The organism is Acidimicrobiales bacterium (genome assembly GCA_035512495.1).
Lineage (GTDB): Bacteria > Actinomycetota > Acidimicrobiia > Acidimicrobiales > CADCSY01 > DATKDW01.
Genome location: DATKDW010000057.1, coordinates 19,150 through 33,273, shown reverse-complemented (window position 1 = coordinate 33,273; position 14,124 = coordinate 19,150). Strand labels below are relative to the sequence as shown.

The window sequence follows — 14,124 nt, the reverse complement described above, 5'->3', positions numbered from 1 at the left end:
GCCGTGCCGTGTCCGTCCTCGTCGCGTCGCTGCTCGCCGTCACCGCGGCGGTCGCCGTCTCGGTGGTGCCGGCCCGGGCCTCGTTCGAGGTGGTCGTGATCGACGGCCGCGGGTGGGGCCACGGGGTGGGCATGGCCCAGGACGGCGCCTTCTGGATGGGCACCGACGGCGCCTCCACCGGCCAGATCCTCGGACAGTTCTACCCGGGCACCCAGCTCGGCAGCGCAAGCGGCCCGGTGCGGGTGGTGGTCGTGGCACGCGACGACGGTCGGGCCGAGGTCACCTTCCCGGGGGGCGGCGAGGTGCGCAGCCCGCTCATGGGCGCCCAGCACGCCGGGTTCCCCCTCCGCATGGCGCCTGGTGAGACGGCCGTGCTCTCCTTCGACGGCACCTACCGGGCCGAGCGCGCCGGCGTCGTCCAGCCGGCGTCCACCGGCGGGGCGCGCGAGGAGCGCGTCGCCGCCTTCCCCGCGCAGTCGCCCACCACCACCTCCCCGCTGCCGAGCCTCCCGACCAGCTCGACGTCGTCGACCTCCACCACGACCACCACCTCGCCGCTGTCCGGCGTCACCACCACGACGGCGGCGCCCGACGAGTCCGACCCGTCTGCCGACGACGAGGCGCCCCCGGACGGCGAACCCAACCCGTCGACGGGCCCGAGCTCGCCGGAGCCGCTCTGGGCCGTCCCCACCGAGGGAGAGGTCGGGGTGCCCGACCGGGGGGCGCACTACCGGGGCGTCATCGAGGCGACGAACGCCGGTGGCGGTCTCCGCCTGGTGAACCACGTCGACGTCGAGGACTACCTCCGAGGCATGGGCGAGGTCCGGGACCCGAGCTGGCCGGCGTCGGGGCTGGAGGCCCAGGCCATCGCGGCGCGCACCTACGCGCTGCGGGCCATGGCCGTCTCGGGCCAGATCTGCGACACGCAGCGCTGCCAGGTGTACCTGGGCCAAGAGGCCGAGTACGCCGCCATGGACCGAGCGGTCGTCGCCACCCGGGGGGTGGTGCTGATGGATGCCGACCGGCTGGCGCTGAGCTTCTACTCCGCCAACGCCGGCGGTCACACCGGGACCCCACAGGAGGGCTTCGGCACGAGCGTCAGCAACGTCTCCTACCTGCGCGCCGCGCCCTACCTCACCCGGGATCCTCGACCCTGGCAGGTCACCGTCGGTACCGCGGACGTGGCCGCCCGCCTCGGCTACCCGGGGAGCCTCCGGTCGGTGCGGGTTGCTGAGGCAGGTCCGTCAGGCCGGGCGCTCGAGATCGAGCTCGACGGCGACGCCGGGGTCCGCACGGTCACCGGCCGCCGCTTCACCTCGTCGCTCGGGCTGCTCTCGAACCTCTTCACGGTCCGCGTCGAGCAGGCCGACGAGGCGCCGCCGCCGCCCCCGGCACCGGACGGCGAGCTGTTCCAGGCGTCACCGGACGACGTCGCCGACGTGGCGCTCGATCCGCCCGAGCGGGTTCGGGTCCAGCGCAGGGCGCCGACGACCGGGATCACCCTGGAAACTGCCGGCCGTGACCTCGGCACTGATCGGGACGTGCCCGGCTGGGCCATCGCCATCCTCCTCGCCCTGATCCTCGCCGCCGGTGGCGCGGGCCTCCGCACCCTCACCCGCACCGAGCGGGACCACCCCCCGAGCGACCCGACGGCCTGAGCGCCGGCACTACGGTCGGGCGGGTGACCGACGTCGACGACGCGCGCCGACCCGGAGAGGGTCTGGAGGCCAAGGTCCTCACCGTGTCCGACGGCGTGGTGGCCGGGACCCGCGAGGACCGCTCCGGTGTCGCCCTGGCGACGGCGCTGTTCGACGCCGGCTTCGAGGTCGTCGAGCAGCGCGTCGTGTCCGACGGTGTCGAAGAGGTCGCCGCCGCCCTGCGCGAGCTGTGCGGCGGCTGGGCGGGCCTGGTCGTCACCACCGGCGGCACCGGGTTCGGGCCCCGCGACCTCACCCCGGAGGGCACGCGGGCGGTCCTCGATCGAGAGGCGCCGGGCATGGCCGAGGCGATGCGCCTGGTGAACCCCCTGGGCCGCCTCTCCCGCGGCGTGGCGGGCACCGTGGGACGGGTCCTCGTGCTCAACACCCCCGGTTCCACCGGCGGCGCGGTCGAGTGCCTGGCCGCCGTCCTCGACGTCGTCCCCCACGCCCTGCGCCTCCAGGCCGGCGACCGCCTCCACTGAGGAGGAAGAAACCTCAGCCGCAGGCTGAGTCCGCTGAACGGAGATTGAGCGGGCGACGGGCCCCGCGACGCGCGGTCGAATCCGAAACGCTCGGTGGCGGAACGACCGGTCGGTGCGGTAGAGTCGTCTTCCTGAAGAACGACACGTTCAGGTCACACAAGCCATAGGTCACACAACACGCCCCTCGCGGGGAATGGTGGAAGCCCAGACCGGCGGTGAGAGCCCGCGAACCCCCGCTCCCGGGCGGGGGCCGATCCGGTGGAACTCCGGGGCCGACGGTGACAGTCCGGATGGGAGCGAGGGCGCGCTGCGTTCTCGCCGCGCGCCCGCCGATCGAGGAGGGCACGTGGACGACAAGCAGGCGATGCGGCGGGCGATGGCCCTCGCGCACGCCGTGCGCCGCACCACCGCCCCCAACCCGTGGGTCGGTTGCGTGCTCGCCACGCCCGACGGGCGCGTCCACGAGGGCGCCACCGCCCCGCCCGGGGGCCTCCACGCCGAGGCCGCCGCCCTCGTCTCCGCCGGGCCCGCTGCCCGTGGCGCCACCGCATGGGTGACGCTCGAGCCCTGCTCGCACCACGGGCGCACCCCACCGTGCGCCGACGCACTGGTCGCCGCGGGTGTCCGCCGGGTGGTCGTGGGCGTGGTCGACGCCGACGAGCGCGTCGCGGGGCGGGGCATCGACCGGTTGCGAGCCGCCGGCATCGAGGTCGAGGTCGGCGTGGAAGGCGACGAGGTCACCCGCCAGCTGGCGCCGTACCTCAAGCACCGGCGGACGGGCCGGCCGTGGGTCGTGCTCAAGTGGGCGTCGTCGGTCGACGGGCGCACCGCCGCCCCCGACGGGACCTCGCAGTGGATCACCGGTCCCGAGGCCCGCACCGACGCCCACGCCCTCCGCGCCGAGGCCGACGCCGTGGTCGTCGGAGCGGGGACGGTGCGCGCCGACGACCCCAGCCTCACCGTCCGCCACGTGGAGGGCCCCGACCCCCTGCGGGTGGTCCTCGGGCAGGCGCCGGAGGGCGCGCGGGTCCACCCCGCCCTCGAGCTGAGCGGCGAGCCCGGCGCGGTGCTCGACGAGCTCGGCCGCCGGGGCGTGCTGCGGGTCCTGGTCGAGGGCGGCGCAGGCGTGGCCGGGGCGTTCCACCGGGCCGGCGTCGTCGACCGCTACGTCGTGTACCTCGCCCCGAAGCTCTTCGGTGGCGACGACGGGCGCAGCGCCCTCGCGGGTGCCGGCGCCGCCACCATGGCCGACGTCTGGGAGGGCCGGGTGGCGGCGGTGACCCAGCTCGGCGCCGACGTCCGCCTCGACCTGGTGCCGGCCACGTCCGACCTCGGCGACGTCCGTCGCCCCGAGGAGGTGCCCGCCTGATGTTCACAGGCATCGTGGAGGAGCTGGGACGCGTGGTCCGGTGCGATGGCGGTCGCATCCGCATCGCCGCCCGCGCCGTGCTCGACGGCGTCCACATCGGTGACTCGACCGCCGTCAACGGCTGCTGCCTGACCGTGGTCGCCTTCGAGGCTCCTGGCGGTGACGGCGATGAAGGGTGGTGGGAGGCCGACGTGAGCGACGAGACCCTGGCCCGCACCGACCTCGGGTCTCTGGCGCCAGGCGATCCGGTGAACCTGGAGCGCCCGGTGCGCCTGATGGACCGCCTGGGCGGTCACCTGGTGCAAGGCCACGTCGACGCGGTCGGCGAGGTCGTCCGCCCGGTGCCCGACCTCGAGGTCTCTCTGCCGCCGGCGCTGGCGCGCTACGTGGTCGCCAAGGGCAGCATCACCGTCGACGGGGTGAGCCTCACCGTCGTCGACGTCGACGACGGCGGCTTCACCGTCGCCGTCATCCCGCACACCGCCGAGGTCACCACCCTCGGCCACAAGGGCCCGGGCGACCGGGTCAACCTGGAGGTCGACGTCATGGCCAAGTACGCCGAGAAGCTCCTCGCTGGACACCTCTCGTGACCGGCGCCGCGCCGAGCGACCGCCTCGCCAACATCGAGGACGCCATCGCGGCCATCGGCCGGGGCGAGATCGTGGTGGTGGTCGACGACGAGGACCGCGAGAACGAGGGCGACCTCATCATGGCGGCGGAGTTCGCAACGCCCGAGAAGATCGCCTTCTTCGTCCGTCACACCTCCGGCGTGATCTGCATGCCGCTGACCGGCGCCCGCTGCGACGACCTCGACCTGCCGCTCATGGTGGCCGACAACACCGAGATCCACCGCACGGCCTTCACCGTCTCGGTCGACCACCGCCACGAGACCACCACGGGCATCTCCGCCGCCGACCGCGCCGCCACCATCGCCGCCCTCATCGACCCTGCCACCACGCCGAAGGACCTGGCCCGGCCCGGGCACATCTTCCCGCTGCGCTACCGCGAGGGCGGCGTCCTCAAGCGCGCCGGCCACACCGAGGCGGCCGTCGACCTCGCCCGGATGGCCGGGCTCTTCCCGGCTGGCGTGCTCTGCGAGATCGTCAACGAGGACGGCACCATGTCACGCATGCCCGAGCTCGAGCACTTCTGCGACGAGCACGGCCTGTTGATGATCACCATCGCCGACCTCATCCGGTACCGCCGGCAGGGCGAGAAGCTGATCAGGCGGGTCTCCGAGGCGCGGATCCCCACCGACTGGGGCGACTTCACCTGCTACGCCTACGACTCGGTGCTCGACGGGGAGACCCACCTCGCCTTCGTGAAGGGCGCGGTCCAGGGCCAGGAGGACGTCCTGGTCCGCGTCCACAGCGAGTGCCTCACGGGTGACGTCTTCGGGTCGTTGCGCTGCGACTGCGGGGTCCAGCTCCAGGCGGCGATGCAGAAGATCGACGACGAGGGCCTGGGCGTCGTGGTCTACCTCCGCGGCCACGAGGGGCGCGGGATCGGCATCAGCCACAAGCTCAAGGCCTACGTCCTGCAGGACGAGGGCCGCGACACCGTCGACGCCAACACCGACCTCGGCCTCCACGTCGACAGCCGCGAGTACGGCATCGGCGCCCAGATCCTCGTCGACCTCGGCATCACCACCATGCGCCTCATGACCAACAACCCGGCCAAGGGCGACGGCATCGCCGGCTATGGCCTCGAGATCGTCGACCGGGTGCCGCTGGAGACCGTCCCCAACCCCGAGAACATCACCTACCTCCGCACCAAGAAGGAGCGGATGGGTCACCTGCTGGAGGGCCTCGATGACGTCCGCTGACCACACCAACTACGTCGGTCGCCTGCGGGGTGACGGCATGCGCATCGCCATCGCCTGTGGGCGGTTCAACGACCTCATCACCGAGCGGCTCCTCGCGGGGGCGCGGGACGGCCTCCTGCGCCACGGCGTCGACGCCGCCTCGATCACCGAGGCGTGGGCGCCCGGTGCCTTCGAGTTGCCCCTGGTGGCGAAGCGCCTGGCCGAGTCAGGTGACCACGACGCCGTCATCACCCTCGGCGCCGTCATCCGGGGCGCCACCGGCCACTACGAGCAGGTGGCCGGGCAGTGCGCCGCCGGGGTCGCCAGGGCCCAGCTCGACACCGGCGTGCCGGTGATCTTCGGGGTCCTCACCGTCGACACCATCGAGCAGGCGATCGAGCGGGCCGGGACCAAGGCCGGCAACAAGGGGTACGAGTCGGCGGAGGCAGCAATCGAGATGGTCGATCTGCTGCGCCAGCTCCCCAAGGGCGGTTGACCAGACCGTTCTGGCACCAGCACCGCGCCGTCGCCCGGCGCGGATCTGGTGCCAGAACCGGTTCGGTCCGATCGGCGGTCCACCGGTAGGGTCGTCACCCGTGCTGAAGCTGGTCCTCCCCAAGGGTTCCCTCGAGAAGGCCACCCTCGAGCTGTTCGAGTCGGCCGACCTGGCCGTGAACCGCAGCTCCGAAGTCGCCTACAAGGCGACCATCGCCGACCCCCGCGTCACCGAGGTCCGGATCCTGCGCCCGCAGGAGATCCCGCGCTACGTCGCCGACGGGCTCTTCGACGTCGGCATCACGGGGCGCGACTGGATCGAGGAGACGGCGAGCGAGGTCGAGACCCTCGGCACCCTCAACTACTCGAAGGCCACGGCCAAGCCGTTCAACATCGTCGTGGCCGTCCCCGAGGAGTCCGACGTCCGGGTCATCGAAGACCTCCCGAAGGGGGTGCGGGTGTCGTCGGAGTACCCCGAGCTGACCCGCCGCTACTTCGAGGCGAAGGGCATCGACGCCCAGGTGATCCTCTCCTACGGCGCCACCGAGGCCAAGGTCCCCGACATCGTCGACTGCATCGTCGACGGCACCGAGACGGGGCGTGCCCTGCGCGCCGCCCGCCTGCGCATCGTCGACACGATCCTGTCGAGCTACACGGAGCTGATCGCCAACCCGGCGGCGTTCGCCGACCCCGAGAAGCGCCACGCCATGCAGCAGCTGCACACGTTGCTCCAGGGGTCGCTCGAGGCGCGGGGCAAGGTGCTGGTGAAGCTCAACGTGGGCGAGGCCGACCTCGACCGGGTGATCGACATCGTGCCCGCCATGAAGGTCCCCACGGTGTCCAAGCTCTTCGGTGACGGTGGCTACGCGGTCGAGACCGTGGTCTCCAAGTCCCAGATCAACACCTTGATCCCGGCGCTCAAGGACGCAGGGGCGACCGACATCATCGAGCTTCCGCTCTCCAAGATCATCCACTAGGGGCAGCGGGTGGGGGAGCGGCGCCACGGGGTGGTCTCGACGTTCGACGAGCATCGCGGCTACGGCACGGTGCGCACCGACGACGGCCGCGACCTGTTCTTCCACTGCACCGCCATCGCCGATGGGTCGCGCACCATCGAGGAGGCCGTGGCGGTGTCCTTCCACGTCGTCGCCGGGCGCCTCGGGCGCTGGGAGGCGACGGCGATCGAGATGGAGGTCATCGCCTCGGCCGATGGCCGCGGGTAGGGTCAGCGTCACGTCGCGGTCCCCACCGTTCGCCGCCTCGACGCGTCGGCGTGGTGGGCCGGGAGCCGCCGAGCAGAGGAGTGCGTGTGAAGACGAAGCAGACCCAAGTGTGGAAGGCCGTTTGTGCCGCAGTGGTGCTGAGCTTGCTGGCGGCTGCGTGCGCCGGCGACGACGCCGGCACCGCCGATGGTGACGGCACCGACACGACCCGCGAGGTCGAGCTCAGCCAGAGCAGCGACCGCCTCCAAGCCGTGCTCGACGCCGGCGTGGTCAAGTGCGGCACCCGCGACGCCCTGCCCGGCTTCGCCGTGCTGGGTGAGGACGGCGAGTACACCGGCTTCGACTCCGACTTCTGCCGGGCCATCGCCGCCGCCGTGCTCGGCGACGCCGAGGCCGTCGACATGGTGCCCCTCGAGACCGCCGACCGCTTCACCGCCCTCCAGTCCGGCGAGATCGACGTGCTGGTCCGCAACACCACCTGGACCGCCACCCGCGACGGCAGCGAGGCCGCCTCGTTCGCCGCCACCACGCTCTATGACGGCCAGACGATGATGGTCAAGGAAGACAGCGGCTTCGGCTCCATGGAGGACATGGACAACACGACCATCTGCCTCGTCGAGGGCACCACCACCCAGCTCAACCTCACCGGTGAGTACGAGCGCCGGGACATCACCCTCACCGAGGCGCTCTCGTTCGCCGACACCGACCTGGTGCAGGAGGCCTTCGTCGCCGACCGGTGCGACGGCTGGACCTCCGACGCCACCCAGCTGCTGTCGCTGCGGTCCACCTACCCCGAGTCCGAGGGCGGCCCCGAGGCACTGGTGATCTTCGACGACGTGTTCTCGAAGGAGCCCCTCGGCCCCGCCGTCAGCGACGGTGACACCGGCTGGTTCGACGCCGTGAACTGGGCCATCTTCGCCACCATCCAGGCCGAGGAGTTCGGGATCACCTCCGCCAACGTCGACGACTTCCTCGACAGCGACAACCCCGACATCCGACGGTTCCTCGGCCAGCCCGAGGAGGAGGGCGGTGCCGAGCCCGATCCCGGCCTCGGCCTCCCCGCCGACTTCGCCTACCAGGTGATCTCCCAGGTCGGCAACTACGCCGAGATCTTCGAGGAGCACCTCACGCCGCTCGGCCTCGAGCGCGGCATCAACGCGCTCTGGACCGACGGGGGCATCCTCTACGCCCCGCCCTACCGCTAGGCGCGATCGGGTGAGCCCGCTGCCACCGACCTTTGGGCCGGTGGCAGCGGGATGCACCACCGGCCATGACGACCACGTCGCCGCGCAGCCCCGCTGACGCCCAGCGCAACGCCACCCGCCCGCCGCCGTGGCGCGATGTCCGCGTGCTGCGGGTGGTGGCTCAGGTCGTCGTGCTCGCGGTCGTCGGGGCGATCCTCGCCTGGCTGCTCAACAACGTGCGGTCGGGCCTTGCCGGCCTCGGCATCGACACCGGCTTCAGCTACCTCGACCAGTCGGCGGGCTTCCAGGTCCCCGGCTCGGACTTCCGCGCTGGCCAGAGCCGGATGGACGCCATCTGGGTCGGCCTGGGCAACACCCTGCGGGTGTCGGTGGCCGGCATCGTGCTGGCGACCGTCCTCGGGGTCGCGCTCGGCGTGGCCCGGCTCTCCGGCAACTTCTTGCTGCGCACCGGCGCCCGCCTCTACGTGGAGGCGATCCGCAACATCCCGCTGCTGATCATCATCATCTTCGCCTACTTGGTCGTGGTCCTGCAGCTGCCGCCGGCGGTGGAGGCCATCGAGATCCCCGGGGTGCTGGTGCTGTCCAACCGGGGCAACAGCATCACCTGGCCGACCCTGCCCGACGGCGCCGGGCCGGCACTGGTCGTGGCGCTGGTGGGCTTGGTCGCGGCGGCGGCCACCGCCTGGTGGCGCACCCGTCGCTTCGATGCCACCGGGATACCGCACCATCGAGTCGGCCTCGGCCTCGTGGCGTTCATGGTCGCGGCCGGCGCCGCCTTCGTGGCGCTGGGACATCCCATCGGGATCACCGTCCCGGAGGCCGACGGACGCCTCGTGGCCGGTGGCATGCGGATGGGGCCGGAGTACTTCGCCCTGCTCGTCTCGCTCGTGCTCTACACCGCCAGCCACATCGCTGAGATCGTGCGGGGGAGCATCCAGTCGGTGCCCAGAGGCCAGGACGAGGCGGCCAAGGCGGTGGCGCTGTCGAGCGGTCAGCGCCTGCGCTTCGTGGTCCTGCCCCAGGCGTTCCGGATCGCGGTCCCGCCACTGGCCAACCAGTACCTGAACCTCACCAAGAACTCGTCGCTGGCCGTGGCCATCTCGTACTTCGAGCTGACCAAGATCACCGGCGACCTGATCGCCAACGGGAGCCCGGCACTGCAGTCCTTCGCCCTGCTCATCGTCATCTACCTGGGGGTCTCGCTGTCGATCGCCATGCTCACCAACCTGGTGAACCGCCGGCTCACCCTGGTGGAGCGATGACCGACCCGGCCGTGCCCTCGCTGGCCGCCGGTGTCGACGCGGGCCCCGCGCCCGATCCCACGCAGCCCGAGCTGCGCCTCCCGCCACGCCAGTGGGTCAAGGCCAACCTCTTCCGCACACCGGCCGACGGGATCATCACCGTCGTGGTCGGCAGCCTGCTGGCCTACTTCGGCTATCGCTTCCTCCGCTTCGTCCTGGTGACGGCGGAGTGGGAGATCGTCCGCCGCAACCTCACCACCTTCATGGTGGGGCGCTACGACCGCACCCAGCTGTGGCGACCCTCGGCCGCGGTGTCGATCGGGGCCGCCGGGGCCGGGCTCCTGGCCGGCCTCCTCCAGGGGGTGGCGGGGCCGCACCGGAGCCGGGCCCGGACCGTGCGCTCGGTGGCCGGGCGCACGTGGCCGCTCGCCCTCCTGGTGGTGGCACTGCTCGCCCTGACCCGCAGCCTCGGCCCCCTCCTCCTGGTGGTCATCGACATCGCCCTCATCCTCGGGTGCCGCGCCCTCGGGCGGCGCCTCCGCGGCCGGGGCCGTACCGCCGGGTTCGTGGCCGTCGCCCTCGTGCCGGTGGCGATGGTGATCGTGCTCTCGAGCTTCGGCGGAGTGCCCTGGGGCGGGTGGGGCGGCCTCCTGCTCAACGTCTTCTTGGCCGCCGCCGGCATCAGCCTCTGCTTCCCGCTGGGCCTCGTCCTCGCCCTGGGCCGCCGCTCCAACCTCCCGGTGGCGAGGGTCCTGAGCGTCGCCTACATCGAGCTGTTCCGGGGGGTCCCCCTGGTCGCGCTCATCTTGATGGGGGTGCTCACGCTCGGGTTCTTCGTGCCGCAGGGCCTCGCCCCGGGCGACATCGTCCGCGTCATCGCGGTGTTCACCGTCTTCACGTCGGCCTACGTGGCCGAGATCGTCCGCGGTGGCCTCCAGTCGGTCCCCCGAGGCCAGACCGAGGCAGCGAAGGCGCTCGGGCTCTCGCCGACCCGGATCACCGCGTTCATCGTCCTGCCCCAGGCGCTACGGGCGTCGATCCCGGCGCTGGTGGGTCAGTTCATCAGCCTGTTCAAGGACACGTCCCTGGTGTTCGTGGTGGGGCTGCCCGAGGTGCTGCGGGTGGCGTTCATCATCCCCCAGCAGGCCGACTTCCGGGGTCAGGGCCGCCTCACCGAGACGCTGGTGTTCGCCATGTTCGTGTTCTGGGTCGGTTCGTACACGATGTCGAGGGAGAGCCAGCGCCTCGAGCGCCGGTTCGGGGTGGGGGAGCGATGAGCGACGTGACCGAGACCGATGCAGGGGCGGGGGCAGCAGGGTCGCCCGATACCCCGATGATCCTGTGCGAAGGGGTGGAGAAGTGGTTCGGCGACTTCCAGGCCCTCAACGCCATCGACCTCTCGGTGGCGCGCCAGGAGGTGGTGGTGGTCATCGGGCCCTCCGGATCGGGCAAGTCGACCCTCATCCGCTGCATCAACCGGCTCGAGGAGCACGACCGGGGCCGGATCGTCGTCGACGGAACGGAGATGGGCGACGACATCCGCAACATCGCGGAGATCCGGCGCGAGGTCGGCATGGTCTTCCAGCAGTTCAACCTGTTCCCGCACCTGAAGGTCATCGACAACGTCATCCTGGCCCCCCGTCAGGTGCGACGGTGGCCGAAGGCCAAGGCACGCCAGGTGGCCATGGAGATGCTCGAGCGGGTTCGCATCCCCGAGCAGGCCGACAAGTACCCCGGCCAGCTCTCCGGCGGCCAGCAGCAGCGGGTGGCCATCGCCCGAGCGCTGGCCATGCAGCCCAAGGTCATGCTCTTCGACGAACCGACCTCGGCCCTCGACCCGGAGATGATCAGTGAGGTCCTCGACGTCATGAAGGAGCTGGCCCGCTCGGGCATGACCATGATCGTGGTGACCCACGAGATGGGATTCGCCCGTGAGGTCGCCGACCGGGTGGTCTTCATGGCCGACGGCGAGATCGTCGAGGTCGGCACCCCCCAGCACTTCTTCGACGACCCCGACGAGGAGCGCACCAAGCTCTTCCTCTCCCAGATCCTCTAGCTGGCGGTACCCGGTGGCCTACCGGCGGCGGAGATGGGTGATGACGAGGCCGGCGAGGCGGATGGGGGTCTCGGCGACGACGCCGACGATCCTCCCGTAGGTGGTCCGAGGCACGAGGAAGCCGGTCGCCGGGGGCGCCGGCGGGCTGGCTGCCGACACGGGCGCAGCGGTGGGTGCGCTCGTCGTGGTGGGCGACGCCGGGGTGGACTTCTTGGCGACGGCCTTCTTGGGGACGGCCTTCTTGGGGACGGCCTTCTTGGCCCCAGCCTTCTTGGCGCCCGCCTTCGTCGCTGGTGCCTGCTGCGCCTCCTCGGCGAGCTCCTTGGCCCTGGCCACGAAGTCGTCGCCGCTGGGCTTGTCCTGCTCCTCGTCGGGGTGGTGACCGGGGAGGTTGTCCTCGGGGACCGGTCCGTCCGGACCCGCGCTCGTGCCGGGGTGATCCCGGGCCTCCCGCTCGGACGCGACGCTGTCGGGGTCGAGGGAGGCGGTGAAGCCGCTACGACGGAGCTCTGCTTGCTGGGGCTTGGCCATGCCCTTCGGCTACCCGTTGCGCGGGGGCCGGGAAACCGTCAGCCCTCGTCGGGCGCCTCCGTCCCGGCGAGCTGCACGAAGGCCATGCGCAGCTGGTCGAGGCCCTGACGCAGGGCGGTCTCGTCGTCACCGAGGCGGCCCGACACCGAGTCGAGCAGGGCGGCGAGGGCGTCGATGGCCAGGCGGCCGTCGTCGAGCTGGGGTGGGCGCTGGTTGAGGTGGATGGCGGCCAGCTGGAAGAGGCCCACCGCGTGGTTGGCGATGACCACCGCCGCGGGGGTGGAGGCCAGCTCGCGCTCCATGGCCTCCATCTCGGCGCGCACCTGTGCCTCCTCGTCGGTGGTCGGCGCCGCCCCCGGGGCCCCGGCCGGGTCAGCCGCGGGGGGTTGCTGCGGGGCGTCACCCGGCCTCGGCACGGGTCGCTCGCCGCCAGGTGTCCAGATCGAGCTCATGGTGGTACCCTAACGGCGCAGTTCCATCGGAAGCGGGCCCGCTCGGAGGTTTCGGGCGTCCAGCCCCACCCGTCCACCGCCCTCGGGCGTGTGCGGCGGGTCGCACCTCTTCGTGGTACATGGCCCCCGGGTCGTGCGCAGCGTGGCGGGCCCTCCACTTCCGGACGCCGCCGCCGACGCCCTGCGCCGCCGGCCACCACCACAGGAGTGATGCCCGATAGCCGCACCGGTCACCAACGAGCCCCGGATCAACGATCGCATCCGGGCACGAGAGGTCCGTCTCGTGTCCGCCGAAGGCGAGCAGATCGGGATCAAGCCCCTTCCTGAGGCCCTCACCATCGCGCGTGAGGCCGACCTCGACCTCGTCGAGGTCGCACCCCAGGCCAGTCCGCCGGTCTGTCGGATCATGGACTACGGCAAGTTCAAGTACGAGGCGGCGCAGAAGGCCAAGGAGTCCCGGCGCAAGACCACCCAGATCTCCATCAAGGAGATGAAGTACCGGGTCAAGATCGGCAAGGGCGACTTCAACACCAAGACCCGCAAGGTGACCGAGTTCCTCGAGGAGGGCCACAAGGTCAAGATCACGATCATGTTCCGCGGCCGCGAGGTGGCCCACCCCGAGCTGGGGATGAAGATCCTCGAGGGCGTGGCCAGGGAGAACGAGCACCTCGCCAAGATCGAGGCTGCGCCCAAGCTCGACGGGCGCAACATGACCATGGTCCTGGCGCCCGACAAGCGGGTCCAGGCCGAGTGGGCACGCAAGCAGGCGCTCGAGGCCGTAGACGCCGCCACCACCGACGGTTCCGCACCCGACGCCACCGACGGCGCCACGGCACCGAACGACGCCACATCGAACGCCACCGCACCGAGCGACCCCACCGACGCCACCGACGCCACCGAACCGAACGACGCCACACCGAGCGACGCCGCATCGAACGACAGGGAGACATAGCGATGCCGAAGACCAAGACCCACCGGGGCGCCAAGAAGCGCTTCAAGATCACCGGCAGCGGCAAGATCATGCGCCGCCGCGCCGGGATGAACCACATCCTCGAGAAGAAGCCGTCCAAGGTCACCCGGCGCCTCAACCGCGAGACCCAGCTCTCCCCGAACGACGCGGCAACCGTCCGTCAGCTCCTCGGCCGCTAGGCCCCACCACCCCACCGACCGCACACCCCACTCTGAAAGGAGCCAACGATGGCCAGGGTCAAGCGCGCCGTCCACGCGAAGAAGCACCACAAGGCGATCCTCGAGCAGGCGCAGGGCTACTACGGCAACAAGAGCCGCTCGTTCCGCGCCGCCAACGAACAGGTCATGCACTCCGGGCGCTACGCCTACCGCGACCGCCGGGCCCGCAAGGGCGACTTCCGCAAGCTGTGGATCCAGCGCATCAACGCCGCTGCCCGCGAGCACGGCATGAGCTACAGCCGCTTCATCAACGGCCTTCGCCTCGCCGAGGTGGAGGTCGACCGCAAGGTCCTCGCCGACCTCGCGGTCACCGACCCCACCGCCTTCGCGGCGCTGGTGAAGGTGGCCGAGGACGCCGGCGCCAGCCAGGCGTCGTAG

17 protein-coding genes and 1 riboswitch are annotated in these 14,124 nt (G+C 71.7%); of the genes, 15 read left to right on the top strand and 2 right to left on the bottom strand.

What is annotated here, in order from left to right; translation table 11 throughout:
- Positions 1 to 8: 8 nt before the first annotated feature.
- From VMN58_08115 to VMN58_08060, 12 genes are all read left to right on the top strand, one after another.
- Entirely contained in the window at positions 9 to 1,658 is a 1,650-nt protein-coding gene (locus tag VMN58_08115) for a SpoIID/LytB domain-containing protein (protein HUF33153.1), read from the top strand.
- 23 nt (positions 1,659 to 1,681) lie between these two features.
- Positions 1,682 to 2,182: a MogA/MoaB family molybdenum cofactor biosynthesis protein gene (locus tag VMN58_08110; GenBank protein HUF33152.1), complete on the top strand. Its 501-nt coding sequence runs from the start codon at positions 1,682 to 1,684 to the stop codon at positions 2,180 to 2,182.
- 178 nt (positions 2,183 to 2,360) lie between these two features.
- Positions 2,361 to 2,488, top strand: a riboswitch (FMN riboswitch).
- Between the two features lie 40 nt (positions 2,489 to 2,528).
- Complete coding sequence (gene ribD / locus VMN58_08105; GenBank protein HUF33151.1) at positions 2,529 to 3,551, top strand: bifunctional diaminohydroxyphosphoribosylaminopyrimidine deaminase/5-amino-6-(5-phosphoribosylamino)uracil reductase RibD; 1,023 nt, start codon at positions 2,529 to 2,531, stop codon at positions 3,549 to 3,551.
- On the top strand, positions 3,551 to 4,141 hold the full coding sequence (locus VMN58_08100) for a riboflavin synthase (protein ID HUF33150.1): 591 nt from the start codon (positions 3,551 to 3,553) through the stop codon (positions 4,139 to 4,141). Before ribD ends, VMN58_08100 begins: the two co-directional genes overlap by 1 nt.
- On the top strand, positions 4,138 to 5,376 hold the full coding sequence (locus VMN58_08095) for a bifunctional 3,4-dihydroxy-2-butanone-4-phosphate synthase/GTP cyclohydrolase II (GenBank protein ID HUF33149.1): 1,239 nt from the start codon (positions 4,138 to 4,140) through the stop codon (positions 5,374 to 5,376). Before VMN58_08100 ends, VMN58_08095 begins: the two co-directional genes overlap by 4 nt.
- Complete coding sequence (ribH, locus tag VMN58_08090; GenBank protein ID HUF33148.1) at positions 5,363 to 5,851, top strand: 6,7-dimethyl-8-ribityllumazine synthase; 489 nt, start codon at positions 5,363 to 5,365, stop codon at positions 5,849 to 5,851. The genes VMN58_08095 and ribH overlap by 14 nt, the downstream gene beginning before the upstream one ends.
- Positions 5,852 to 5,951: 100 nt before the next feature.
- A complete protein-coding gene (hisG, locus tag VMN58_08085; protein ID HUF33147.1) occupies positions 5,952 to 6,827 on the top strand; it encodes an ATP phosphoribosyltransferase in 876 nt (291 codons plus the stop codon).
- A 9-nt stretch (positions 6,828 to 6,836) separates the two neighbouring features.
- Complete coding sequence (locus VMN58_08080; protein HUF33146.1) at positions 6,837 to 7,073, top strand: cold shock domain-containing protein; 237 nt, start codon at positions 6,837 to 6,839, stop codon at positions 7,071 to 7,073.
- 86 nt (positions 7,074 to 7,159) lie between these two features.
- Positions 7,160 to 8,278 carry an amino acid ABC transporter substrate-binding protein gene (locus VMN58_08075; protein HUF33145.1) on the top strand — a complete coding sequence of 373 codons (1,119 nt, stop codon included), beginning with the start codon at positions 7,160 to 7,162 and terminating at the stop codon, positions 8,276 to 8,278.
- Positions 8,279 to 8,343: 65 nt separating this feature from the next.
- Entirely contained in the window at positions 8,344 to 9,540 is a 1,197-nt protein-coding gene (locus tag VMN58_08070) for an ABC transporter permease subunit (GenBank protein HUF33144.1), read from the top strand.
- On the top strand, positions 9,537 to 10,796 hold the full coding sequence (locus VMN58_08065) for an amino acid ABC transporter permease (protein ID HUF33143.1): 1,260 nt from the start codon (positions 9,537 to 9,539) through the stop codon (positions 10,794 to 10,796). Before VMN58_08070 ends, VMN58_08065 begins: the two co-directional genes overlap by 4 nt.
- Positions 10,793 to 11,575: an amino acid ABC transporter ATP-binding protein gene (locus tag VMN58_08060; GenBank protein ID HUF33142.1), complete on the top strand. Its 783-nt coding sequence runs from the start codon at positions 10,793 to 10,795 to the stop codon at positions 11,573 to 11,575. Before VMN58_08065 ends, VMN58_08060 begins: the two co-directional genes overlap by 4 nt.
- A gap of 18 nt (positions 11,576 to 11,593) precedes the next feature.
- Here VMN58_08060 and VMN58_08055 read toward each other — a convergent pair whose 3' ends face one another.
- Both VMN58_08055 and VMN58_08050 read right to left on the bottom strand, forming a co-directional pair.
- A complete protein-coding gene (locus VMN58_08055) occupies positions 11,594 to 12,106 on the bottom strand; it encodes a hypothetical protein (GenBank protein ID HUF33141.1) in 513 nt (170 codons plus the stop codon).
- A gap of 38 nt (positions 12,107 to 12,144) precedes the next feature.
- Positions 12,145 to 12,558, bottom strand: coding sequence for a hypothetical protein (locus tag VMN58_08050; protein HUF33140.1), 414 nt, complete (start codon positions 12,556 to 12,558; stop codon positions 12,145 to 12,147).
- A 217-nt stretch (positions 12,559 to 12,775) separates the two neighbouring features.
- Here VMN58_08050 and infC point away from each other — a divergent pair, with 217 nt between their 5' ends.
- From infC to rplT, 3 genes are read left to right on the top strand one after another with little or no spacing between them, the layout of a single operon-like run.
- Complete coding sequence (infC, locus tag VMN58_08045) at positions 12,776 to 13,510, top strand: translation initiation factor IF-3 (protein ID HUF33139.1); 735 nt, start codon at positions 12,776 to 12,778, stop codon at positions 13,508 to 13,510.
- 2 nt (positions 13,511 to 13,512) lie between these two features.
- Positions 13,513 to 13,707 (top strand): 50S ribosomal protein L35, encoded by a 195-nt coding sequence (gene rpmI / locus VMN58_08040; protein ID HUF33138.1) that lies wholly within the window; start codon positions 13,513 to 13,515, stop codon positions 13,705 to 13,707.
- Positions 13,708 to 13,755: 48 nt separating this feature from the next.
- Positions 13,756 to 14,124, top strand: a complete 369-nt coding sequence (gene rplT / locus VMN58_08035) for a 50S ribosomal protein L20 (GenBank protein ID HUF33137.1) — start codon at positions 13,756 to 13,758, stop codon at positions 14,122 to 14,124.

Bases quoted from the DNA above. Each gene is read 5' to 3' on its own strand.
- VMN58_08100 (HUF33150.1), top strand. From the start codon at position 3,551: ATGTTCACAGGCATCGTGGAGGAGCTGGGACGCGTGGTCCGGTGCGAT.
- ribH (HUF33148.1), top strand. From the start codon at position 5,363: ATGACGTCCGCTGACCACACCAACTACGTCGGTCGCCTGCGGGGTGAC.
- VMN58_08070 (HUF33144.1), top strand. From the start codon at position 8,344: ATGACGACCACGTCGCCGCGCAGCCCCGCTGACGCCCAGCGCAACGCC.
- VMN58_08065 (HUF33143.1), top strand. From the start codon at position 9,537: ATGACCGACCCGGCCGTGCCCTCGCTGGCCGCCGGTGTCGACGCGGGC.
- VMN58_08060 (HUF33142.1), top strand. From the start codon at position 10,793: ATGAGCGACGTGACCGAGACCGATGCAGGGGCGGGGGCAGCAGGGTCG.
- VMN58_08055 (HUF33141.1), bottom strand. From the start codon at position 12,106: ATGGCCAAGCCCCAGCAAGCAGAGCTCCGTCGTAGCGGCTTCACCGCC.
- VMN58_08050 (HUF33140.1), bottom strand. From the start codon at position 12,558: ATGAGCTCGATCTGGACACCTGGCGGCGAGCGACCCGTGCCGAGGCCG.
- rpmI (HUF33138.1), top strand. From the start codon at position 13,513: ATGCCGAAGACCAAGACCCACCGGGGCGCCAAGAAGCGCTTCAAGATC.
- rplT (HUF33137.1), top strand. From the start codon at position 13,756: ATGGCCAGGGTCAAGCGCGCCGTCCACGCGAAGAAGCACCACAAGGCG.